The sequence below is a fragment of the Enterobacter sp. HSTU-ASh6 genome (genome assembly GCF_026319105.1).
GTDB lineage: Bacteria > Pseudomonadota > Gammaproteobacteria > Enterobacterales > Enterobacteriaceae > Enterobacter > Enterobacter sichuanensis.
The window spans coordinates 84,528-107,074 of sequence record NZ_WSPD01000004.1; the positions used below are offsets into that span (position 1 = coordinate 84,528).

At 56.0% G+C, this 22,547-nt stretch carries 20 protein-coding genes; 14 read left to right on the forward strand and 6 right to left on the reverse strand.

Annotated elements, in window-relative coordinates; all coding sequences use genetic code 11:
* Positions 1–8 precede the first annotated feature (8 nt).
* Positions 9–701: an aspartate/glutamate racemase gene (locus GM298_RS06050; protein ID WP_045285830.1), complete on the forward strand. Its 693-nt coding sequence runs from the start codon at positions 9–11 to the stop codon at positions 699–701.
* On the opposite strand, the gene GM298_RS06055 is transcribed toward GM298_RS06050, so the two are convergent.
* A complete protein-coding gene (locus GM298_RS06055; RefSeq protein ID WP_025757795.1) occupies positions 696–1,622 on the reverse strand; it encodes a LysR family transcriptional regulator in 927 nt (308 codons plus the stop codon). The two genes, GM298_RS06050 and GM298_RS06055, sit on opposite strands and share 6 nt — an antisense overlap.
* Positions 1,623–1,744: 122 nt before the next feature.
* On the opposite strand from GM298_RS06055, the gene lysA reads away from it, so the two are divergent.
* Positions 1,745–3,007, forward strand: coding sequence for a diaminopimelate decarboxylase (gene lysA, locus GM298_RS06060; protein WP_045285829.1), 1,263 nt, complete (start codon positions 1,745–1,747; stop codon positions 3,005–3,007).
* Here the strand turns inward: lysA and GM298_RS06065 are convergent.
* Positions 2,977–4,014, reverse strand: a complete 1,038-nt coding sequence (locus tag GM298_RS06065) for a LacI family DNA-binding transcriptional regulator (protein WP_025757797.1) — start codon at positions 4,012–4,014, stop codon at positions 2,977–2,979. The genes lysA and GM298_RS06065 overlap by 31 nt on opposite strands.
* Positions 4,015–4,236: 222 nt before the next feature.
* Between GM298_RS06065 and GM298_RS06070 the strand changes: the two genes are divergently transcribed.
* Positions 4,237–4,722 carry a GNAT family N-acetyltransferase gene (locus GM298_RS06070; protein WP_128338974.1) on the forward strand — a complete coding sequence of 162 codons (486 nt, stop codon included), beginning with the start codon at positions 4,237–4,239 and terminating at the stop codon, positions 4,720–4,722.
* On the opposite strand, the gene galR is transcribed toward GM298_RS06070, so the two are convergent.
* Positions 4,683–5,699: an HTH-type transcriptional regulator GalR gene (gene galR / locus GM298_RS06075; protein ID WP_025757800.1), complete on the reverse strand. Its 1,017-nt coding sequence runs from the start codon at positions 5,697–5,699 to the stop codon at positions 4,683–4,685. The genes GM298_RS06070 and galR overlap by 40 nt on opposite strands.
* A gap of 425 nt (positions 5,700–6,124) precedes the next feature.
* On the opposite strand from galR, the gene aas reads away from it, so the two are divergent.
* Together aas and lplT are read left to right on the forward strand one after the other, a co-directional pair.
* On the forward strand, positions 6,125–8,284 hold the full coding sequence (gene aas, locus GM298_RS06080) for a bifunctional acyl-ACP--phospholipid O-acyltransferase/long-chain-fatty-acid--ACP ligase (RefSeq protein WP_059384968.1): 2,160 nt from the start codon (positions 6,125–6,127) through the stop codon (positions 8,282–8,284).
* The gene (gene lplT / locus GM298_RS06085) at positions 8,277–9,470 is read left to right on the forward strand and encodes a lysophospholipid transporter LplT (RefSeq protein ID WP_025757803.1); all 1,194 of its coding nucleotides are present in this window, start codon (positions 8,277–8,279) and stop codon (positions 9,468–9,470) included. Before aas ends, lplT begins: the two co-directional genes overlap by 8 nt.
* Before the next feature lie 93 nt (positions 9,471–9,563).
* Here lplT and GM298_RS06090 read toward each other — a convergent pair whose 3' ends face one another.
* The 3 genes from GM298_RS06090 to mutH form a co-directional block, all read right to left on the reverse strand.
* Positions 9,564–10,604 carry an NADP(H)-dependent aldo-keto reductase gene (locus GM298_RS06090; protein WP_094919657.1) on the reverse strand — a complete coding sequence of 347 codons (1,041 nt, stop codon included), beginning with the start codon at positions 10,602–10,604 and terminating at the stop codon, positions 9,564–9,566.
* A gap of 131 nt (positions 10,605–10,735) precedes the next feature.
* A complete protein-coding gene (locus GM298_RS06095) occupies positions 10,736–10,954 on the reverse strand; it encodes a YgdI/YgdR family lipoprotein (RefSeq protein WP_008499668.1) in 219 nt (72 codons plus the stop codon).
* A 128-nt stretch (positions 10,955–11,082) separates the two neighbouring features.
* Positions 11,083–11,775, reverse strand: coding sequence for a DNA mismatch repair endonuclease MutH (mutH, locus tag GM298_RS06100; RefSeq protein WP_095452441.1), 693 nt, complete (start codon positions 11,773–11,775; stop codon positions 11,083–11,085).
* Positions 11,776–12,458: 683 nt separating this feature from the next.
* Here mutH and rppH point away from each other — a divergent pair.
* The 9 genes from rppH (at position 12,459) to recC (ending at position 22,411) form a co-directional block, all read left to right on the forward strand.
* On the forward strand, positions 12,459–12,989 hold the full coding sequence (gene rppH / locus GM298_RS06105; RefSeq protein ID WP_013098553.1) for an RNA pyrophosphohydrolase: 531 nt from the start codon (positions 12,459–12,461) through the stop codon (positions 12,987–12,989).
* A gap of 12 nt (positions 12,990–13,001) precedes the next feature.
* Entirely contained in the window at positions 13,002–15,248 is a 2,247-nt protein-coding gene (gene ptsP / locus GM298_RS06110) for a phosphoenolpyruvate--protein phosphotransferase (RefSeq protein ID WP_045285824.1), read from the forward strand.
* Positions 15,249–15,441: 193 nt separating this feature from the next.
* Positions 15,442–16,317, forward strand: a complete 876-nt coding sequence (gene lgt / locus GM298_RS06115; protein WP_025760096.1) for a prolipoprotein diacylglyceryl transferase — start codon at positions 15,442–15,444, stop codon at positions 16,315–16,317.
* Between the two features lie 6 nt (positions 16,318–16,323).
* Positions 16,324–17,118 carry a thymidylate synthase gene (gene thyA, locus GM298_RS06120; RefSeq protein WP_025760095.1) on the forward strand — a complete coding sequence of 265 codons (795 nt, stop codon included), beginning with the start codon at positions 16,324–16,326 and terminating at the stop codon, positions 17,116–17,118.
* Between the two features lie 184 nt (positions 17,119–17,302).
* Positions 17,303–17,767: a prepilin peptidase-dependent protein gene (locus GM298_RS06125; RefSeq protein WP_025760093.1), complete on the forward strand. Its 465-nt coding sequence runs from the start codon at positions 17,303–17,305 to the stop codon at positions 17,765–17,767.
* Positions 17,758–18,318 (forward strand): prepilin peptidase-dependent protein, encoded by a 561-nt coding sequence (locus tag GM298_RS06130; protein ID WP_045285822.1) that lies wholly within the window; start codon positions 17,758–17,760, stop codon positions 18,316–18,318. The genes GM298_RS06125 and GM298_RS06130 overlap by 10 nt, the downstream gene beginning before the upstream one ends.
* Positions 18,315–18,716, forward strand: coding sequence for a DUF2509 family protein (locus GM298_RS06135; RefSeq protein WP_025760091.1), 402 nt, complete (start codon positions 18,315–18,317; stop codon positions 18,714–18,716). The genes GM298_RS06130 and GM298_RS06135 overlap by 4 nt, the downstream gene beginning before the upstream one ends.
* A complete protein-coding gene (locus GM298_RS06140) occupies positions 18,701–19,024 on the forward strand; it encodes a prepilin-type N-terminal cleavage/methylation domain-containing protein (RefSeq protein ID WP_025760090.1) in 324 nt (107 codons plus the stop codon). Before GM298_RS06135 ends, GM298_RS06140 begins: the two co-directional genes overlap by 16 nt.
* Positions 19,025–19,036: 12 nt before the next feature.
* Entirely contained in the window at positions 19,037–22,411 is a 3,375-nt protein-coding gene (recC, locus tag GM298_RS06145; protein WP_266153788.1) for an exodeoxyribonuclease V subunit gamma, read from the forward strand.
* Positions 22,412–22,547: the final 136 nt, after the last annotated feature.

The window sequence follows — 22,547 nt, forward strand, 5'->3', positions numbered from 1 at the left end:
GAGGGATGATGAAAACGATCGGCCTGATAGGTGGAATGAGCTGGGAATCGACAATCCCTTATTACCGCCTGATTAACGAAGGAATAAAGCAACGTCTGGGTGGTCTGCATTCTGCGAGTCTGCTGCTGCACAGCGTGGATTTTCATGAAATAGAAGCGTGCCAGTCGAGCGGAGAATGGGATAAAGCCGGGGAGATACTGGCCCAGGCGGCGCTGGGGCTAGAGCGTGCTGGCGCCGAAGGGATTTTGCTCTGTACCAACACTATGCACAAAGTGGCGTCGCACATTGAGGATCGCTGCCCGCTGCCGTTCCTGCATATCGCTGATGCCACCGGGCGTGCGATTGCGGCATCCGGTATACGCCGCGTGGCGCTGCTGGGGACGCGCTACACCATGGAACAGGATTTTTATCGTGGGCGTTTGCACAGTGAGTTCGGCATCGAAAGCCTGATCCCTGATGAGCATGACCGGGCGCGCATCAACCAGATCATCTTTGACGAACTCTGCCTCGGTACCTTCAGCGAGTCATCCCGGGCATATTACGTCAGCGTGATTGAAAAGCTGGCGCAGCAGGGGGCTGAAGGGGTGATCTTCGGCTGCACGGAGATCGGCCTGCTGGTGCCGGTTGAGCGAAGCCCTGTTCCGGTATTTGATACCGCCGCCATTCATGCAGCGGATGCCGTAGCCTTTATGCTCTCATAATGGCGCTTGTCGATCTGGTAAGCGAAGCGCTAGCTGGCGCGCGTGCGCCACTAAGTGTTCGGTGAACGCATCTACCAGTGCGGAAGACGGGCGGTGAAGCGGACGGATCAGGCTCACGGTGAACGGAACGGAAACGCTGAAACGGCGGATGACGATCCCGCTTCCGGCATAGTCCAGCGCCGTCAGCGGGTTAACGACCGCGACGCCGACGCCTGCCCGCACCATTGCACAGATTGAGGCTGCGCTGTGTGTCTCCACGACCATTCGCCGTTTTACCTGATGTTCGGCAAACAGCGTATCCAGGAGCTGTCGGTAACTGTCGGTCTGCGACAGACTAATGTAGTTTTCCCCATGAAAATCCTCGGGTGTGAGCACGCTCTTTCCGGCAAGCGGATGTCCGGCCGGGAGAACGCACACTTCATCTAAAGAGAGTAATTCCATGCGTTCCGTTCCCGCGGGGGTGGAGAGGGTCTCGGTGAGTCCTAAATCATGACGCTGCGCCGAAAGCCACTCTTCCAGCAGCGGGGATTCCTGCGGCACGATAGTGAGGCTGACTTCAGGATAGCGCGCCAGAAAAGGCTGTAGCAGCATCGGCAAAAAGGATTGCGAAAAGACCGGCAGGCAGACAATCGACAGTTCGCCCTGACGAAACTCGCGCAGGCTTTCTGCCGCACTCACTATTCTGTCCAGCCCGTACCAGGAACGCTGCACTTCTTCGAACAAACGTAACCCCTGCACCGTTGGGTGCAGCCTTCCCCGGGTGCGTTCAAACAGCTTTAGCCCCAGCACTTTCTCGAAGCGCGCCAGCTCGCGGCTGACTGTCGGCTGTGAGGTATGCAGCATCTGCGCGGCTTCGGTGAGATTACCGGTGGTCATCACGGCGTGAAAAATCTCAATCTGGCGTAAGTTGACGGCGGGCATAGGGCACCTGAAGGCTGAGGGTTATCCATATCATTTTTGCATAGACTCGGGATAAAACGATATTTTTTATTCTCTTTGCGCTGTGGCGTAATCATAAAAAATTTGATAACCCGGAGATGACCATGCCACGCCCGCTCAACCAGACTGATACCGATTTGAATGCTGACAACCTGCTGCGCCTGCCTGCCGAGTTTGGCTGCCCGGTGTGGGTTTATGACGCGCAGATCGTTCGCGAAAAAATCGCCGCCCTGCATCAGTTTGACGTGGTGCGTTTTGCCCAGAAGGCTTGTTCCAATATTCATATCCTGCGTCTGATGCGCGAGCAGGGGGTAAAAGTTGACTCCGTGTCACTGGGGGAAATCGAGCGCGCGCTGGCGGCGGGTTTTGATCCAAAAGCTGACAGCGATGCGATCGTCTTTACCGCCGATGTCATCGACGATGCCACCCTGGCGCGCGTGCACGAACTGCAGATCCCGGTGAATGCCGGGTCTGTGGATATGCTGGAGCAGCTGGGTCAGGTTTCTCCTGGCCATCGCGTCTGGCTGCGCGTGAACCCGGGCTTTGGCCATGGTCACAGCCAAAAAACCAACACCGGCGGTGAAAACAGCAAGCACGGGATCTGGTATGCCGATATGCCTGCTGCGCTGGAGGTGCTGCAGCGTTACAACCTGAAGCTGGTGGGCATTCATATGCACATTGGCTCTGGTGTGGATTATGGTCATCTGGAGCAGGTGTGCGGCGCAATGGTGCGCCAGGTGGTGGACTTCGGGCAGGATCTGGAGGCGATCTCCGCCGGTGGTGGTCTCTCCATTCCTTACCGTGAAGGCGAAGAGGCGATCGATACCGATCACTATTACGGCCTGTGGAGCGCCGCGCGTGATCAAATCGCCGCGCATCTGGGCCACGCGGTGAAACTGGAAATTGAGCCGGGTCGTTTCCTGGTGGCGGAAGCTGGCGTGCTGGTGTCGCAGGTGCGCAGCGTGAAAGAGATGGGCTCTCGTCACTTTGTGTTGATTGACGCGGGCTTTAACGATCTGATGCGTCCGTCCATGTACGGCAGCTATCATCACATTACCGCACTGGCTGCCGATGGCCGCGATTTAACGCAGGCGCCGCGCGTTGAGACCGTCGTTGCGGGGCCGCTGTGTGAATCGGGTGACGTATTTACTCAGCAGGAGGGAGGCAAAGTGGAAACCCGCGCGCTGCCAGAGGTTAAACCGGGTGATTATCTGGTGCTGCATGATACCGGTGCCTACGGGGCGTCGATGTCCTCTAACTACAACAGCCGCCCGCTGCTGCCGGAAGTGCTGTTTGATAACGGCAAGGCGCGGCTGATCCGCCGCCGTCAGACTATTCAGGAACTGCTGGCGCTGGAGCTCGTCTGAGTAAAGTAGGGCCCGGTGGTGACCGAATCGCGTAAGACCAGCGTGCCGGTAAACGGCGGGATCGCATCGACCGGCTGGTTTTTTGCCAGCCGGATCGCCTGATCGATGGCGGTGATAATCATACTGTCGATGGGCAGATAGACCGATGACAGCGCAGGCTCCAGCCATTTCGCGCAGGGGGCATCGTCAAAGCCGAACAGGGAAATATCCTGCGGGATCTTCAGTCCCGCCTGATGCAGCGCTTTGGACGCACCCAGCGCCATATCATCGTTACAGGCAAACAGGGCGCTGAACGACACGCCTTCGGCAATCAGTTCCTTGCACAGCTCATATCCCCGCGTCATGCCCGCATCGCCGTATTTAATCCGACGCTCGTCCAGACGAATACCGTGCTTTTCCAGCGCCTTGCGGTAGCCCATCAGCCTCGCTTTCCCGGTGGGGGTGTGGATTGGGACGGTGATACAGGCGATCTCCCGGTGGCCCTGATTGATCAGGTAATCCACGGCCTTAAACGCGGCATCCTGCTGTTCGAAGAAGACGCAGCGATCCGGCGCCTGGCTCACTTCACGGTTAATGACCACCAGCGGCGTTTGCACGGTATTCATCAGCTTGATGATCGCTTTTTCGCTCATATAGCGCGTGTAAAGCACGATGGCATCACACTGGCGATCGGCCAGCATTTGCACCGCCTGTTCTTCCTGTTCCGGCGCGTCGTGGCCATCGGTGACGATCAGCTGTTTCCCGTGGGTTTCGGTCTGCCGCGACGCCTGTTGCAGAAGGCGGCCAAAGTAAAAGCCATCGAAGGTCGAGACCACCAGACCAATGCTGTTGCTGGTCTGGTTTGCCAGGGAACGCGCGAGAAAGTTCGGGCGATAGCCCAGCTCTTCCATCGCCGCAAACACCTGCTGGCGCGTACTCTCTTTAACCTGACCTGTGCCGTTCAGCACGCGCGATACCGTGGCCTTCGACACGCCCGCACGCAGTGAGACATCCAGCATTGTTGCCATTCTACATTCCTGATTCCACGTATTGGTCTGCAGTTTAACACAGACCTCACGGCGTATAAGCGATGCGGAAAGGGCAAAAACTCCGCCACGATCACGCTTTTCGGTAACGATTCGTCAGCCGACATCCTTGCCTGCCGGCAGTAAAACGATTCTGATAAGATAATCGACAAACCGAGCGGGAGTCGTCAGGCCTGCATATTCATTGAAAAACTCAGGTGAAACGTGAAAAAGAGTGCCATCCTTCCGCTTTATCATGCGCCGCAGTACGCGCAGCAGGTGACCGACTGGATCTGGCAGGCCTTTGGCGAGGGGCTTCCACGGGAATTTTTCCACAGCATCGTGGAGCATAGCCAGACGCCGGGGGCATTACCGCTGACCTTTATTGCCCTGGAAGACGAACGGCTTGTGGGCACGGTGGGGCTCTGGCGCTGCGATCTCATCACCCGACAGGATCTCTTTCCGTGGCTGGCGGCGCTGTACGTTGACGATGCGGCGCGCGGCAAAGGGCTGGCGGGGCTGCTTCAGCAACATGTTATTTCCTGCGCCGCGCAGGCGGGGTATGAGACGCTCCATCTGTGGTCTGCCTGCCGTGACTTCTATGAACGTTACGGCTGGCAGTACATGGGTGATGCGCTGGAGTACCCTGATAAGACGGTACACCTTTACCGTTATTCGCTCTGCGCTTCCGCAGGCGACGCAACGGAGTGACGGCGCACTAAGGTTGGGCTGAAGAGATGGGTAATATCCGGCGGCTGGCGTTGCTCGGCCAGCGCTAACGCCAGCTCCGCGGCCTGGGTTGCCATCGTGATGATCGGGTAACGTACGGTAGTCAGGCGCGGGCGGACGTAACGGGAGACCAGCACATCATCAAAGCCAATCAGTGAGATTTCTGCCGGCACCTCAATCCCGTTGTCATTCAATACCCCCATCGCCCCTGCGGCCATGGAGTCGTTATAGCTGGCCACTGCCGTAAAGTTTCGGCCGCGACCCAGCAGTTCGGTCATCGCCTGTTCGCCGCCGCTCTCATCCGGTTCACCGTAGGCTACCAGCCGGTCATTACACGGCAGACCGTTTTCGCGCAGGGCATCGTAGTAGCCCTGCAGACGATCTTCAGCATCAGAAATCGGGTGATTTGAGCAGAGATAGCCAATCCGGGTGTGGCCCTGTTGGATCAGGTGACGGGTAGCAAGCCAGGCACCGTAGCGGTCGTCGAGCGCCACGCAGCGTTTTTCAAAACCGGGAATAATACGGTTGATGATTACCATCCCGGGGATCTGCTTCATCAGATGAATCAGTTCGGCATCCGGGATCATTTTGGCGTGAACCACCAGCGCCGCACAGCGGTGGCGGATCAGCTGCTCGATGGCCTGGCGTTCTTTTTGCTCATTATGATAGCCATTGCCGATCAGTAAAAAATTGCCTGTCTGATAAGAAACCTGTTCAACCGCTTTTACCATGGCACCGAAAAAGGGGTCAGAAACATCTCCCACTACCAGACCAATGGTTTCTGTGGCCTGCTGGGCGAGCGCGCGGGCATTGGCATTGGGATGATAGTTCAGGGATTCCATGGCGTTTTGTACCGCCTGGCGCGATGCGTCACTGGCTTTTGGGGAGTCGTTAATCACACGCGAGACGGTGGCTACCGAGACACCTGCCAGACGGGCCACATCCTTTATTGTCGCCATTCAATACCTTCTTATTGGGGGTAAGCGTTTACACACCAAATAGTGTTGCGGAAAAGCGCCGCGCATTCAAGGGGAGCGGATCCCCGCTCTCCACAAACGTGACGCAGAACAACCCTGGCAGTGTAATCGTTACACGCGCAGTCGTGTCTGAAGAATGTCATTCTGAACCTTTAGTTACACTTTGCCTCAGGCTGTTGCGATTGTCAGATAGCGAGGACGTGAAAGAGATTGCTAAAGTCGAGATCCCAGAGGTATTGATTGGTGAGAATTCTTAGTACGGTTTCGTACTCATCTCTTGCACCAACCTGCGCGGATGCGCAGGTTTTTTTTCGCCTCCATTTTTGCTGTCGCTCCCGTATCACTTCTCGTGTAATCTGCCACCATTTACTATCAACCCTTCACACTGGCTGGCAAAGGGAGTTGAGATGCTATTTGGGTTCTTCCGTACACTTTTCCGTATCCTCTTTCGCATCCGCGTCACGGGCGATGCCCAGGCGCTTCGCGGTGAACGCGTTTTAATCACACCAAATCACGTTTCCTTTATCGATGGCATTCTGCTGGCACTGTTTTTGCCCGTGCGTCCGGTGTTTGCGGTCTATACATCCATTAGCCAGCAGTGGTACATGCGCTGGCTCACGCCGTTGATTGATTTTGTGCCGCTCGACCCGACAAAGCCGATGATGATTAAACATCTGGTCCGTCTGGTAGAGCAGGGGCGCCCGGTGGTCATTTTCCCGGAAGGGCGTATCTCAGTGACCGGATCGTTGATGAAGATCTACGACGGAGCGGGGTTTGTCGCGGCGAAGTCGAAAGCGACCGTGGTGCCGCTGCGTATTGAAGGGGCGGAGCTAACCCATTTCAGTCGTCTGAAAGGGCTGGTGAAGCAGCGTCTGTTTCCCACCATCACGCTGCATATTCTGCCACCAACGTCGCTCCCGATGCCCGACGCGCCGCGTGCCCGCGATCGCCGTAAGATCGCCGGGGAGATGCTGCATCAGATCATGATGGAAGCGCGTATGGCCGTTCGTCCGCGCGAAACGCTGTACGAATCCCTGCTTTCTGCGCAGTACCGCTATGGCGCGAAGAAAAACTGTATCGAAGACATCAACTTTACCCCGGATACCTATCGCAAACTGCTGACCAAGACCCTGTTTGTGGGCCGCATACTGGAGAAGTACAGCAAAAAGGGCGAAAAGATTGGCCTGATGCTGCCTAACGCGGGCATCAGCGCGGCGGTGATTTTTGGCGCGGTTTCACGGGGCCGTATTCCGGCGATGATGAACTACACGGCGGGTGTGAAGGGGCTGACCAGCGCCATCACCGCCGCTCAGATTAACACCGTCTTTACTTCCCGTCAGTTCCTGGACAAAGGCAAGCTCTGGCATCTTCCCGAGCAGCTCACTCAGGTGCGCTGGGTCTTCCTGGAAGATCTGAAAGCGGACGTGACCACCGGCGACAAGCTGTGGATTTTTGCGCATCTGCTGATGCCGCGTCTGGCCCAGGTCAAACAGCAGCCGGAAGATGACGCGATTATCCTCTTCACATCGGGTTCTGAAGGCAACCCAAAAGGCGTTGTCCACAGCCACAAGAGCATTCTGGCAAACGTTGAGCAGATCAAAAGTATTGCCGACTTTACCGCGAACGACCGGTTTATGTCGGCGCTGCCGCTGTTCCACTCCTTTGGCCTGACGGTCGGGCTATTTACGCCGCTGCTAACCGGCGCTGAAGTGTTCCTCTATCCCAGCCCGCTGCATTACCGCATTGTGCCGGAGCTGGTGTATGACCGTAACTGCACCGTGCTGTTCGGGACTTCAACCTTCCTGGGTAACTATGCGCGTTTTGCCAATCCGTATGACTTCTATCGCGTGCGGTATGTGGTGGCTGGCGCAGAAAAACTGCAGGAGAGCACGCGTCAGATCTGGCAGGACAAGTTTGGTCTGCGCATTCTCGAAGGCTATGGCGTGACCGAGTGTGCGCCCGTGGTCTCGATTAACGTGCCGATGGCGGCGAAACCGGGAACGGTTGGCCGCATTCTGCCGGGGATGGACGCGCGTCTGCTGGCGGTGCCGGGCATAGAGGACGGCGGCCGTCTGCAGCTCAAAGGGCCAAACGTGATGAACGGGTATCTGCGTGTGGAAAACCCAGGCGTGCTGGAAGCACCGACGGCGGAGAACGTCAACGGCGAGGTAGAAACCGGCTGGTACGACACCGGTGATATTGTCCGCTTTGATGAACAAGGCTTTGTACAGATCCAGGGACGTGCAAAACGCTTCGCCAAAATTGCCGGTGAAATGGTCTCTCTGGAAATGGTTGAGCAACTGGCGACCGCCGTGTCCGCCGAGAAGATGCACGCCACGGTCGTGAAGAGCGATGCCAGCAAAGGCGAGGCGCTGGTGCTGTTTACAACCGACAGTGAGCTCAAGCGCGACAGGTTGCTCAGCTATGCGCGTGAACATGGTATTCCTGAGCTGGCGGTACCGCGCGATATTCGCTACCTGAAGCAGCTTCCGGTGCTGGGAAGCGGGAAGCCCGATTTCGTGACCCTGAAAGGTATGGTTGAAGAGGCGGAACAGCAAAATGCGTGAGTCAGTACACACTAACACCTCGCTCAGATCGAAAGGCATGCTGGCGGTCATTGCCGCGCAGTTTCTCTCTGCGTTTGGCGATAACGCGCTGTTGTTTGCCACGCTGGCGCTGCTGAAGGCCGAGTTTTACCCCGACTGGAGCCAGCCGATCCTGCAGATGGTGTTTGTGGGCGCTTACATTATATTTGCTCCCTTCGTCGGACAGGTGGCGGACAGCTTCCCCAAAGGTCGGGTGATGATGTTTGCCAACGGACTCAAGCTGCTGGGCGCAGCCAGTATCTGTTTTGGTTTCAATCCGTTTGTTGGCTATACGCTGGTGGGCATCGGTGCTGCCGCCTACTCCCCGGCGAAGTATGGCATCCTCGGAGAGCTGACCACGGGGGATAAGCTGGTCAAAGCCAATGGCCTGATGGAGTCCTCAACGATTGCCGCTATCCTGCTCGGCTCCGTCGCGGGCGGCGTCCTGGCCGACTGGCATGTTCTGGCGGCCCTGGGCGTGTGTGCAGTGGTGTATGGCGGGGCGGTCGTTGCTAACCTGTTTATTCCGAAGCTGCCGGTGGCTCGCCCGGGCCAGTCCTGGCGCTTTAAGCCAATGACCGGCAGCTTCTTTACTGCCTGTCGTGTGCTGTGGCGTAACGGTGAAACGCGTTTCTCCCTGATGGGCACCAGTATGTTCTGGGGCGCAGGCGTTACGCTGCGCTTCCTGCTGGTACTGTGGGTGCCGGTGGCGCTGGGGATCACCGACAACGCGACGCCAACCTATCTGAATGCGATGGTGGCTATCGGGATTGTGGTTGGGGCAGGCGCCGCGGCGAAGCTGGTCACGCTTGAGACGGTAGCACGCTGCATGCCGGCAGGGATCCTGATCGGCGTGGTGGTGCTTATTTTCTCGCTGCAGCATGCGTTATTGCCTGCTTATGCGCTCCTGATCCTGATTGGTATTCTCGGGGGCTTCTTCGTGGTGCCGCTCAATGCGTTACTGCAGGAACGGGGCAAGCAGACCGTCGGGGCGGGAAATGCCATCGCGGTACAAAACCTGGGTGAAAACCTGGCGATGCTGTTGATGCTGGGGCTTTATTCACTGGCAGTAAAAGTGGGCGTGCCGGTGGTGGGGATTGGCGTTGGGTTTGGCGGGCTGTTTGCGATTGCGATTGCCGCATTATGGCTTTGGCAGCGTCGCCGTTGATCAGTGCGGCCTGATGCCCTCATCCCGGCCCTCTCCCACAGGGAGAGGGAGCAAACCCTAAAAACGGCAACGTGCGTTGCCGTTTTGCTTTTATTACGGTGCCGGGTATGTGTATACCTGATGCACCGCTTCAATCTCCGCTAACACCTCTTCACTCAGGTTCAGATGGAAACTCTCAATGTTGGTTTTCAACTGCTCCAGGGTGGTCGCGCCCAGCAGGGTGCTGGCAACAAACGGCTGACGACGCACGAAGGCAAGCGCCATCTGCGCAGGGTCAAGACCGTGACGCTTTGCGATATCCACGTAGGCGGCAACGGCTTTCTGCGTCTGCTCGCCGCTGTAGCGGGTAAAGCGGCTAAAGAGGGTGTTACGCGCCCCGGCCGGTTTCGCCCCGTTCAGGTATTTCCCCGTCAGCGTGCCGAAACCGAGGCAGGAATAGGCGAGAAGTTCCACCTCTTCGTACTGTGTCACTTCGGCCAGACCCACTTCATAGCTGCGGTTAAGCAGGCTGTACGGGTTCTGGATGGTGACGATGCGCGGCAGATCGTGTTTATCCGCCAGATGCAGATAGCGCATCACCCCAAAGGCCGTTTCGTTAGAGACGCCAATGTAGCGGATTTTTCCCGCACGCTGGCACTCGGCCAGCGCTTCCAGTGTTTCCAGCAGCGTCACGGCAGGGGCGCTTTCATTCCAGCTGTAGCCAAGCTTACCAAAGCAGTTAGTGGGGCGCTGTGGCCAGTGAACCTGGTACAGATCGAGGTAGTCGGTCTGCAGACGCTTCAGGCTGGCATCCAGCGCGGCGCGGATATTTTTGCGATCGAGGATCTGATTCGGGCGGATCCCGGTATCGTTGTTGCGCGCGGGGCCACTGACTTTTGAGGCGATCACCAGCTTTTCACGGTTACCGTGTTTTGCCAGCCAGTTACCCACATACGTTTCGGTAAGTCCCTGCGTTTCCGGACGGGGGGGAACAGGGTACATCTCTGCGACATCAATCAGGTTAATGCCCTGGCTGACGGCATAATCGAGTTGTGCATGGGCATCGGCTTCGCTGTTTTGTTCACCAAATGTCATCGTGCCCAACCCCAGTTGGCTAATTTCGAGAGCGCTGTGGGGGATACGGTGATAATGCATAGCCGGCTTCCTCATGAGACATATAGACCGCGTCAGGGTGTTCCCGACAAAGGAATATAAACATGGCAGAGGGGAAGCAAAAGGGGAAGAAAAAAATCAAAAAGGCCAGCAAGCTACTGACCTCTCTCTGTTTATCGCTCGATAATTTGCGAGACTTCGTCGCGATTGATCTGCATTTTATTGCCTTCCTGGTCGCGGTAGCTGACCAGACCGGTATCATCATCGACTTCGGGTTTGCCGTCAGTCAGGATCATTCGACCGTCTTTTGTCGCCATGACGTAATCGCTGCTACAACCCGATACGGCAAAGGCTAAACCGACTGCTGAAACTAACACTGCCCATTTTTTCATCGTTATTGTCCTCATCTGGCTCGTATCAAATCATAGTCTAGTATTAACCCGATATGGCGAATGGAGAAAGCGGTAAAATCTTAAAAACCAGGTGATTATGTTTGAGAGCTCTCAAAATAAGTAAAAAACTATGTGTTAAGCAGGAAATGGCGTGCCAGCAGCGCGCCGGTAAAATTCTTTTTGAGATAAAAACCGCGTGGCAGAGTCAGTATGGGTTCACCGTGTGCGCCGATGGCCTCAGTGAGCGCTTTACTGTTCGCCGCTTTCGGACGCAGCTGTAACACTTCTCCGTGTCGGGCTGTAATGCGCTCTACCTGCCCAAGCACAATCATGTCCATCAGCTCCTCCCAGTCCAGACGCAGCTGGTGCTCCTCATCATCGGTTGGGCTCCAGAGCAGCGGGGCGCCAATGCGACGATCGGCCAGCGGGATCGCCCGCTCGCCTTCAACCGGTACCCACAGGACACGCTTCAGCTTATGGCGAACATGGCTGGTTTCCCACGTTACGCCGGTATTGCCGGTTAATGGCGCAACGCAGACAAACGTGGTTTCAAGCGGCTTCCCCTGACGGTCTATGGGAATGGTTTTTAACTCCACGCCAAGGGCGGCAAAATCTTGCTCAGGTTTACTCCCTGCGCTGGCGCCCAGCCAGAGCTCGAGCAGCATGCCGATCCAGCCTTTATCCCGTTTCAGATCCTTCGGGATCGGCAGCCCTGCCATGGCGGCCAGCTCGCCAAGCGAAAAGCCTGCCAGGCGCTGGGCCTGTTGTAGCAACTGGCTCTCGCTGGAGGGCGGTGAAAGCAAGGGTGTAAGCGGATGCATGATGGTAACCTTTTGATTAAAAAATAAACGAAGAAATTGTCCCCTGTGGATAGAGTTTAACTTTTTCTGTACCAATATGACATGTCTATGATTTATTGGATATTTTGTCGCGTTGAAATCGTTTCACCGTGGGCGGAAAAGCGGTTGTTCAAATCTGGTCACTGACAATGAACAGGATCTTACACCATGTTATCCACAGAAAAATGGGATAACTGGGCATAACCCTGACTACTGTTTCAATTTACAGCCTTGACGTGCGATGAAAATCGAATTTTCACACAAATTGTGACTAACTTATTGGCACAATCTGTGGATAAAACCGACGCTGTTCGATCTTTCATCAGCACAACGATCTCTGATGTGATGATCGTCACGCTATTCTGCTTTTTGTTTACCGATCTGCATTTAAATAACTGTAAATAAAGAAATTATATTAAGGTGGCATAAGAGGGAGACCGGCGGTGATAAAGGTTGTTCATCGGTAATCAGACACTTCTTCACAACTATATCCACAGAAAAGGTGAATAAAATTCCCCTCGCTGCCTCACATCTGTTTATAACTCAGCACTAATTTGTGAGTTATTCAAATGTTATTAGGTTGCAGGCCTGTAAGAGAGTGGTTTACCGCCTCCCTGTAGTGTGAAACAATCATTCATATATAAGGTTTAGTTTGGGGTAGTCCGGTGATTGATGACGATGGCTACCGCCCGAACGTAGGAATAGTAATTTGTAATCGTCAGGGCCAGGTAATGTGGGCCCGGCGGTATGGTCAGCACTCCTGGCAGTTCCCGCAAGGCGGGATCAATCCGGGAGAGTCCCCAGAACAAGCGATGTACCGGGAGCTTTTTGAAGAGGTCGGTTTAAGCCGGAAAGATGTTCGTATCCTGGCTTCGACCCGCAACTGGTTGCGTTACAAGTTACCGAAACGTTTGGTGCGTTGGGACACAAAGCCGGTTTGTATCGGCCAGAAACAGAAATGGTTTCTGTTGCAGTTGGTGGGTAACGATTCAGACATCAATATGCAGACCAGCAGTACGCCGGAGTTTGATGGCTGGCGCTGGGTGAGCTATTGGTATCCTGTTCGTCAGGTCGTGTCATTTAAACGCGATGTTTACCGTAGGGTGATGAAAGAGTTTGCAAGTGTGGTGATGCAGCTTCAGGAGATCCCGCCTAAGCCGCAGAGCGCACCTGCCTGGCGACGTAAAAGAGGTTAAGCTACGCAAATCATGCTCACCCGCTTGCGAGAAATAGTCGAGAAGGTGGCCAGTGCGCCGCGTCTGAACGAGGCGCTGAATATTCTGGTCACTGATATCTGTCTTGCGATGGAGACCGAGGTCTGTTCGGTGTATCTGGCCGACCACGATCGACGCTGCTATTACCTGATGGCAACCCGTGGTTTGAAAAAACCACGTGGGCGCACTGTAACCCTCGCATTTGATGAAGGTATTGTGGGTCTGGTTGGGCGGCTGGCTGAACCCATCAACCTTGCTGATGCGCAAAAACACCCCAGCTTTAAATACATTCCTTCCGTAAAAGAAGAGCGCTTCCGCGCTTTCCTTGGTGTGCCGATTATCCAGCGTCGTCAGCTGCTCGGCGTGTTGGTTGTCCAGCAGCGCGAGCTACGTCAGTACGATGAAAGCGAAGAGTCTTTCCTCGTGACGCTGGCTACGCAGATGGCGGCCATCCTCTCTCAGTCTCAGCTTGCCGCGCTCTTTGGTCAGTACCGCCATACGCGCATTCGTGCCCTTCCGGCCTCGCCAGGGGTGGCGATTGCTGAAGGCTGGATGGACGCCACGCTGCCGTTGATGGAGCAGGTTTACGAAGCCTCAACGCTTGATGAAGCGCTTGAGCGCGAGCGCCTTACCGCCGCGCTGGAAGAGGCGGCGAATGAATTTCGCCGCTACAGCAAACGTTTTGCCGCAGGCGCGCAGAAAGAGACGGCGGCCATTTTTGACCTCTATTCGCACCTTCTCTCCGATGCGCGTCTGCGCCGTGAGCTTTTTGCGGAGGTGGATAAAGGCTCGGTCGCGGAGTGGGCAGTTAAGAAGGTTATCGAAAAATTTGCCGAGCAATTTGCGGCGCTGACCGACGGTTACCTGAAAGAGCGGGCCGGGGATTTACGGGCCCTCGGACAACGGCTGCTGTTCCACCTTGATGACACCATTCAGGGGCCGAATGCCTGGCCAAAACGGTTTATTCTGGTCGCCGATGAACTCTCGGCAACGACGCTGGCTGAACTGCCCCAGGACAGGCTGGCTGGTGTCGTGGTGCGCGATGGGGCCGCTAACTCCCATGCCGCCATTATGGTGCGCGCGCTGGGTATTCCGACCGTTATGGGGGCGGATATCCAGCCGTCGGTTCTGCACCGACGGACGCTGGTGGTGGACGGCTATCGCGGAGAGCTGCTGGTCGATCCTGAGCCGGTTCTGCTGCAGGAATACCAGCGTCTTATCAGCGAAGAGAATGAATTAAGCAAGCTGGCAGAAGATGACGTTAACCTGCCCGCACAGCTTAAAAGCGGTGAGCGGATCAAAGTGATGCTCAATGCCGGTTTAAGCCCTGAGCACGAAGAAAAGCTTGGCAGCCGCATCGACGGTATTGGCCTGTACCGCACTGAGATCCCGTTCATGCTGCAGAGCGGTTTCCCCTCCGAAGAGGAGCAGGTGGCGCAGTATCAGGGCATGCTGCAGATGTTTAACGACAAACCGGTCACCCTGCGTACGCTGGATGTCGGGGCGGATAAACAGCTGCCTTATATGCCGATCAGTGAGGAAAACCCGTGCCTGGGCTGGCGTGGGATCCGCATTACGCTCGATCAGCCTGAGATCTTCCTGATCCAGGTGCGCGCGATGCTGCGCGCCAATGCGGCGACGGGTAACCTCAGCATTCTGTTGCCGATGGTCACCAGCATTGATGAGATCGACGAAGCGCGGCGGCTGATTGAACGCGCAGGCCGTGAAGTGGAAGAGATGATTGGCTATGCGATCCCGAAACCGCGGATCGGGGTGATGCTCGAAGTGCCTTCCATGGTCTTTATGCTGCCGCAGCTGGCAAACCGGGTTGATTTTATCTCCGTCGGCACGAACGACCTGACGCAATATATTCTGGCCGTCGACCGTAACAATACCCGCGTCGCCAGTATCTACGATAGCCTGCATCCGGCGATCATTCGTGCGCTGGCGATGATCGCCCGGGAAGCGGAGCAGTACGGTATTGATTTACGCTTGTGTGGTGAAATGGCAGGGGATTCGATGTGCGTCGCGATCCTGATTGGTCTGGGATACCGCCATCTGTCGATGAACGGCCGGGCCGTCGCACGCGTGAAGTATCTGTTGCGCCATATCGATATCAACGATGCCCGCGAGCTGGCTGAACGCAGTCTTGAAGCGCAACTGGCAACCGAGGTTCGCCACCAGGTCGCCGCGTTTATGGAACGACGCGGCATGGGCGGTCTGATCCGCGGCGGTCGCTAATCGCCTTTCGCCCTCTCTCTGTGGGAGAGGGCACCAGCGCGCATAAAATCCTATACACATCTTTTACATCTCTGGCGCATCCTCCGCGCCCACCTTATGCTATGATTCGCAACTTTGGAGCCTCTGCTTACGGCAGAATCGCATTTCTACCGCTGTCCACTTTCAGCGGAATAACAACATCTTGTGGTGACAGATGAACAGTGGTTATCTGCATTTTCCGGAATTTGATCCGGTCATTTTCTCAATAGGACCTGTTTCGCTTCACTGGTACGGTCTGATGTACCTGGTGGGCTTCATTTTTGCCATGTGGCTCGCTGGCCGTCGCGCCAGCCGTCCGGGCAGCGGCTGGACCAAAAACGAAGTTGAAAACCTGCTGTATGCGGGCTTCCTCGGCGTGTTCCTCGGTGGCCGTATTGGGTATGTGCTGTTCTATAACTTCCCGGTATTCCTGAACGATCCGCTCTATCTGTTCCGCGTCTGGGACGGCGGCATGTCTTTCCATGGCGGCCTGATTGGGGTGATCCTGGTGATGGTGATTTTTGCCAAACGCACCAAACGCAACTTCTTCCAGGTTTCCGATTTTATCGCACCGCTGATCCCGTTTGGGCTGGGCGCTGGTCGTCTGGGCAACTTCATCAACGGTGAGCTGTGGGGACGTGTCGATCCGAGCGTGTCATTTACCATGCTGTTCCCGGGCTCGCGTGCGGAAGATATCGCCCTGCTGCCATCACACCCGGAGTGGCAGTCCATTTTCGATACCTACGGCGTTCTGCCGCGCCATATGTCTCAGCTGTACGAGCTGGCGCTGGAAGGCGTGGTGCTGTTTATCATCCTGAACCTGTTTATCCGCAAGCCACGTCCAATGGGGGCCGTGTCCGGTCTGTTCCTGATTGGCTATGGCGCATTCCGTATCATCGTCGAGTTCTTCCGTCAGCCTGATGCGCAGTTTACCGGCGAGTGGGTACAGTACATCAGCATGGGGCAAATCCTCTCCATTCCGATGATTGTCGCGGGTGCCATTATGATGATTTGGGCGTATCGTCGTCGTCCACAGCAACAACTTTCCTGAGGAACCATGAAACAGTATCTTGAATTGATGAAAAAAGTGCTCGACGAGGGCACGCCGAAAAACGACCGCACCGGTACCGGTACGCTCTCCATTTTTGGCCACCAGATGCGCTTCAATCTGCAGGAAGGCTTCCCCCTGGTGACGACGAAGCGCTGCCACCTGCGCTCGATCATTCATGAACTGCTCTGGTTCCTGCAAGGCGATACCAACGTTGCGTATCTGCACGAAAATAACGTCACCATCTGGGACGAATGGGCAGATGAGAACGGCAACCTGGGCCCGGTCTACGGCAAGCAGTGGCGGGCATGGCCAACGCCTGATGGCCGCCATATCGACCAGATCACCACCGTGATGAACCAGCTGAAGAACGACCCGGACTCGCGCCGCATCATCGTTTCCGCCTGGAACGTGGGCGAGCTGGATAAAATGGCGCTGGCGCCGTGCCACGCGTTCTTCCAGTTCTATGTCGCGGACGGCAAGCTTTCCTGTCAGCTGTACCAGCGCTCCTGTGATGTGTTCCTCGGCCTGCCGTTTAACATCGCCAGCTATGCGCTGCTCGTTCACATGATGGCCCAGCAGTGCGACCTGGAAGTGGGTGATTTTGTCTGGACCGGTGGGGACACCCATCTCTACAGTAACCATATGGAACAGACGCATCTTCAGCTGACGCGCGAACCGCGTGCGCTGCCGAAGCTGATTATCAAACGCAAACCGGCGTCAATCTTCGATTACCGCTTTGACGATTTTGAGATTGAAGGTTACGACCCGCACCCAGGCATCAAAGCGCCCGTCGCTATCTGATGGGTTAAAGCGTGACACAACCGGTGCTTTAGAGCGCCGGTTTTTTTTCGCCATTATCCCCTTTCCCGACGCGCTATCCAGAAAGCGTGCAACACGCTGCAACTCTCCTGATTCTGCGGATAACGCCTCGTAAAACGATCATTCGTTGCTCGTCATGTCAACGGCGCTTCGCCACACTCCCGGTATGAAAAAAGAGAACGGTTTTACGCTTATCGAAACGCTGGTCGCCATTTCGCTTGTGGTTGTCCTCAGCGCTTCAGGTCTGTACGGCTGGGACAGCTGGCAACGGCAGCAGCGGCTGTGGCAGACCGCCAGTCAGGTGCGAGATTACCTGCTGTTTCTGCGCAACCATGCCAACCGTCATAACCGCGACCACCAGATTACTCTTCAGCGGGTGGGCGAAAAAAGCTGTCTGATGAGTTCTGTCGTGCAGGCCTGCGAGAAAGGCAGCCCCTTTGTACTGATTCCGCTCTGGCCTGACGTGAAGGTGAGTGAGGTAACGCCCTCTTTAGGGTTCTATGGATTACGGAATACAGCGTGGGCAGGGCGGATACGCGTTCAAAGCCAGGCTGGAGAATGGCTGATCATTGTCTCAAATGGAGGGCGCATCAGGATGTGTAAGGTTTCAGAGGAAAGTCCATGTCGATGAGGCAGCGCGGTTTTTCACTGACTGAAGTGCTGATTGCCACGGCGGTAAGCAGCCTTTTACTGATAAGCGCCTCGCGTTTCTTACCCGGCCTGCAGCGGGCGGTACTACTGCAATCCGGGCAGCGAGAGCGGGAGGAAGAGGTCTGGCAGCACCTGTTTGCGATCGGCAAACAGCTTCAGCGTGCGGGATACTGCGCGGGAAACTGTCAGGGACAAGGGCTGTTAATCGGCAGGCAAGGGAGCTGTGTCATTGTGCGGTGGGATGCCAACAGTAACGGCAAATGGGATAGCACAGCATCAGAAAACGACAGCACCGGTTTTCGTCTGGAATCGGGGGCGCTGGAAACCCTGCGTGGGGCAACGTCGTGCGAAGGAAAGGGATGGGAAAAGCTCACGGACCCGGAAAGTCTGGCGATCACGCACTTTAAGGTGAGTAAAGCCGATCGCGCCGGTTTTGCGCCAGAGCTGAATATTGAACTGGCTGCTCTTCGTCAGGGTGAACAGGGGGAACCCTGGCAGGCGCTGTACACGGTTACGGGGTACAACCTGTGAGGCGTCAACGCGGAATCTCTTCGCTAGCTCTGGTACTGCTGTTGCTGGTGCTCGGTACTCTGATCCTTACCGGCCTTAACCAGCAGCTCGTGACCTTTAGTGCGCTCGTCGCGGGTGAGAGCCGGTCGCTCCAGCAACAGGCGTCTGTGCAGTCCGCGCTTGAGTGGGGACGCGTTCAGCGTTGGTCATCAGCGCCACAGGTTCAGTGCAAAAAGGTATTCTCCTTGCAGGTGTGTTTGCGTCCGCTGGGTGAGGCGCATGTGCTACTGATTGCCGGCGGCAATGACCTACTGCTCTGGCGTGCAGGGGAAGTTATCGACGGTAAAGTTCACTTTTCGCCGCATGGCTGGAGTGATTTTTGTCCCCTACAGGAGAGTGCGTTATGTCAGTTGCCGTGAACAGAGAAAGAGGGTTTAGCATGGTGGAGGTTCTGTTGGCGATGATGTTGCTGGTGATGATCGTGACGGCACTGGCGGGTTATCATCGGGCGCTGGCGGCGCGGTTTGTCGTGTTTAACCAGTATCGTCAGCTTTGGCACCATGCCTGGAATCAGACACAGCTCTCACCAAAGAGTCTCCCCGCAGGCTGGCAGGCCAGTCGGGGGCAGACAACGCTCGCCGGATGTGTCAGCATCACGGTTACACTAATTTCTCCTCTGGGGCGGCGCGGTGAGTTAACGCGTCTGCATTGCCCGGTTAGCCAGTAGTCGGGAGCGTCTATGTTAAGGGTCTACCACTCAAATCGTCTGGATGTGCTGGAAGCACTGATGGAATTTATCGTTGAGCGCGAGCGGCTTGACGATCCTTTTGAGCCTGAAATGGTGCTGGTGCAGAGCACCGGTATGGCACAGTGGCTGCAAATGTCGCTTTCGCGTAAGTTTGGCATTGCCGCCAATATTGATTTCCCGCTGCCGGCGAGTTTTATCTGGGAGATGTTTGTCCGCGTATTGCCGGACATTCCGGAGCAAAGCGCCTTCAACAAGCAAGGCATGAGCTGGAAACTGATGGCGCTGCTGCCAGAAATGCTGCAGCACGATGAATTTGCCATGCTGCGCCACTACCTCAATGACGATACCGATAAACGCAAGCTGTTCCAGCTGGCGTCGCGCACCGCCGACCTTTATGACCAGTATCTGGTTTACCGACCGGAGTGGCTTGCCCGCTGGGAAGCGGGTGAGCAGGTAGAGGGGTTGCCTGAGGCGCAGGTCTGGCAGGCTCCCTTGTGGAAAGCGCTGGTGGAACATACGGAGAAACTTGGCCAGCCTAAGTGGCACCGTGCCAACCTCTATCAGCGGTTTATCTCTGTTCTGCAAAACAGCAATGAACGACCGCCGCGACTGCCTTCCCGTGTGTTTATCTGCGGTATTTCGGCGTTGCCACCGGTTTACCTGCAAGCGCTGAATGCGCTGGGTAAGCATATCGACATTCATATTCTCTTTACTAACCCCTGTCGCCAGTACTGGGGCGATATTCAGGATGGTCGCTGGCTTTCACGACTGGTGAGTCGCCAGAGGCGACGCCTTTTTGAAGAGCGAACCGTCCCCCTGTTTAAAGACAGCGCCTCCGCCGCGCAGCTTTTCGATGAACACGGTATTCAGAACCTGCCCAATCCGCTTCTTGCCTCCTGGGGGAAGCTGGGGCGTGATTACATCCACATGCTCTCCGACATCACGTCATCAGGCGAAGGCGATGTGGATGCCTTCGTTGAAATCTCTCCGGACAGCCTGCTGCATCATATTCAGTCAGATATTCTGGATCTGGAAAACCGCGCCGTTATGGGCGTGACGGCGGACGAGTTTGAATGCAGCGACAGGAAACGAAAGCTGGATCCTGACGATCGCAGCATGACGATCCACGTTTGTCATAGCCCACAGCGTGAAGTCGAAGTGCTCCACGACCAGCTGCTGGCGATGCTGCAGGCGGATCCCGAGCTGACGCCGCGCGATATCGTGGTGATGGTGGCGGATATCGACAGCTACAGTCCCTTCATTCAGGCCGTGTTTGGCAGTGCGACAGGCGAGCGGTACCTGCCCTACGCCATCTCGGACCGTCGCGCCCGTCAATCTCATCCGGCGTTACAGGCATTTATCACGTTGCTGTCGCTGCCGGATAGTCGGTTTATCTCCGAAGATGTCCTGGCCTTACTGGATGTGCCCGTGCTGGCTGCACGCTTCAACATAAATGAAGAGGGGTTACGTTACCTTCGCCAGTGGGTTAACGAGTCTGGCGTGCGCTGGGGGATTGACGATGATAACGTCCAGGAGTTTGAACTTCCCCCAACCGGGCAGCACACGTGGCGATTTGGCCTGACGCGTATGCTGTTGGGTTACGCCATGGAAAGCAGCCAGGGCGAGTGGAACGAGGTTCTGCCTTACGATGAGTCCAGCGGCTTGATTGCGGAACTGGTGGGACATTTGGCGTCACTACTGATGCAGCTTAACCGCTGGCGACACGCACTGATGCAGCCGCGCCCGCTTGAAGAGTGGCTCCCGGTTTGCCGGGCACTGCTCAATGATTTCTTCCTGCCAGACAGCGATACCGAAGCGGCGATGGCCCTCATTGAAACGCAGTGGCAGGCTATCGTCGACGAGGGGGTAAATTCCCACTATCACGAGGCGATTCCGTTGTCGCTGCTGCGGGATGAGTTGACGCAGCGGCTTGATCAGGAGCGAATTAGTCAGCGTTTCCTGGCGGGTCCGATCAATATCTGTACCCTGATGCCAATGCGTTCTATCCCGTTTAAAGTGGTTTGCCTGCTTGGCATGAATGACGGCGTCTATCCGCGCGCGCTGGCGCCGCTGGGGTTCGATTTGATGAGCGCAGACCCAAAACGGGGCGACCGTAGCCGCCGTGATGATGACCGCTATCTCTTCCTGGAAGCACTCATTTCCGCCCAGAGTAAGCTCTATATCAGCTATATCGGCCGTTCCATTCAGGACAACAGCGAGCGTTTCCCTTCGGTTCTGGTGCAGGAGCTGGTGGATTATATCGGCCAGAGCCACTACCTGCCGGGGGATGAAGAGCGCAACTGTGATGAGAGCGAGCAGCGGGTGAAAGCGCATATCACCTGTCACCACAGCCGCATGCCGTTTGATCCGGTGAATTACGTTGCCAGCGAGCGCCAGAGCTATGCCCAGGAGTGGCTGCCGGCGGCCAAAAAAGAGGGGAGCGCGCATACCGATTTCATTCAGGAACTTGACCCGCTACCGATTGATACCCTGACCGTCGAACAGCTTCAGCGGTTTTGGGCGCATCCGGTGCGCGCTTTCTTCCAGCAACGATTACAGGTCAACTTCCGCTCTGAAGAGAGCGAAATTCCTGATGCAGAACCCTTTACCCTGGAAGGGCTGGAGCGCTATCAGTTAAACCTGCAACTGCTGAATGCGCTGGTTGAAGAGGAAGATGCGGACAAACTTTACCGCCGCTACCGTGCGGCAGGGCAACTGCCTTATGGTGCGTTCGGGGAGATCGTCTGGGAGGCGCAGTGTCAGGAGATGACTGCTCTGGCAGAGCGCGTCAGAGCGTGTCGACAGCCCGGGAAGAGTATTGAAATCGATCTCAACTGTAATGGTGTGCAGCTTACGGGCTGGTTAACCCAGGTTCAGCCAGATGGTCTGCTGCGCTGGCGGCCCTCAATGCTGAGCGTTTCGCAAGGATTGCAACTCTGGCTGGAACATCTTGTCTACAGTGCGGATGGCCATAAAGGCGAAAGCCGCATCTTTGTGCGCAAAGAGGGCGAATGGCGCTTCCCGCCGATGGAGGCGGAGCAGGCCTTACAATACCTGTCTTTGTACATTGAGGGCTACCGTCAGGGAATGAACAAACCGCTCCTGCTCCTGCCTGAAAGTGGCGGGGCCTGGATAAAAGCCTGTTATGACGCGCAGAATGATGCGATGTTAACGGATGAGGCGTCACTGCAGAAGGCGCGTAGTAAATTTATGCAGGCCTACGAAGGAAACATGATGGTGCGTGGCGAAGGGGAAGATGTCTGGTATCAGCGCTTATGGCGCGCGCTTGAACCCGAGTACTTTGAGGCGATCAAGGAAGAGGCGCAACGCTACTTGTTACCGTTGTTCAGATTTAATCAGTCCTGAGTGCTGTATAAAAATTGCGCAGCCAGGGGTGTTCATTTATGATGCACTTCTTATCACGGACTGATGTACCCAAAGAAAGAGATGTTGGCGTGTCCAGCACGCAGTTTGTTAATGATGTAGCCGTGATAAAGAGGTC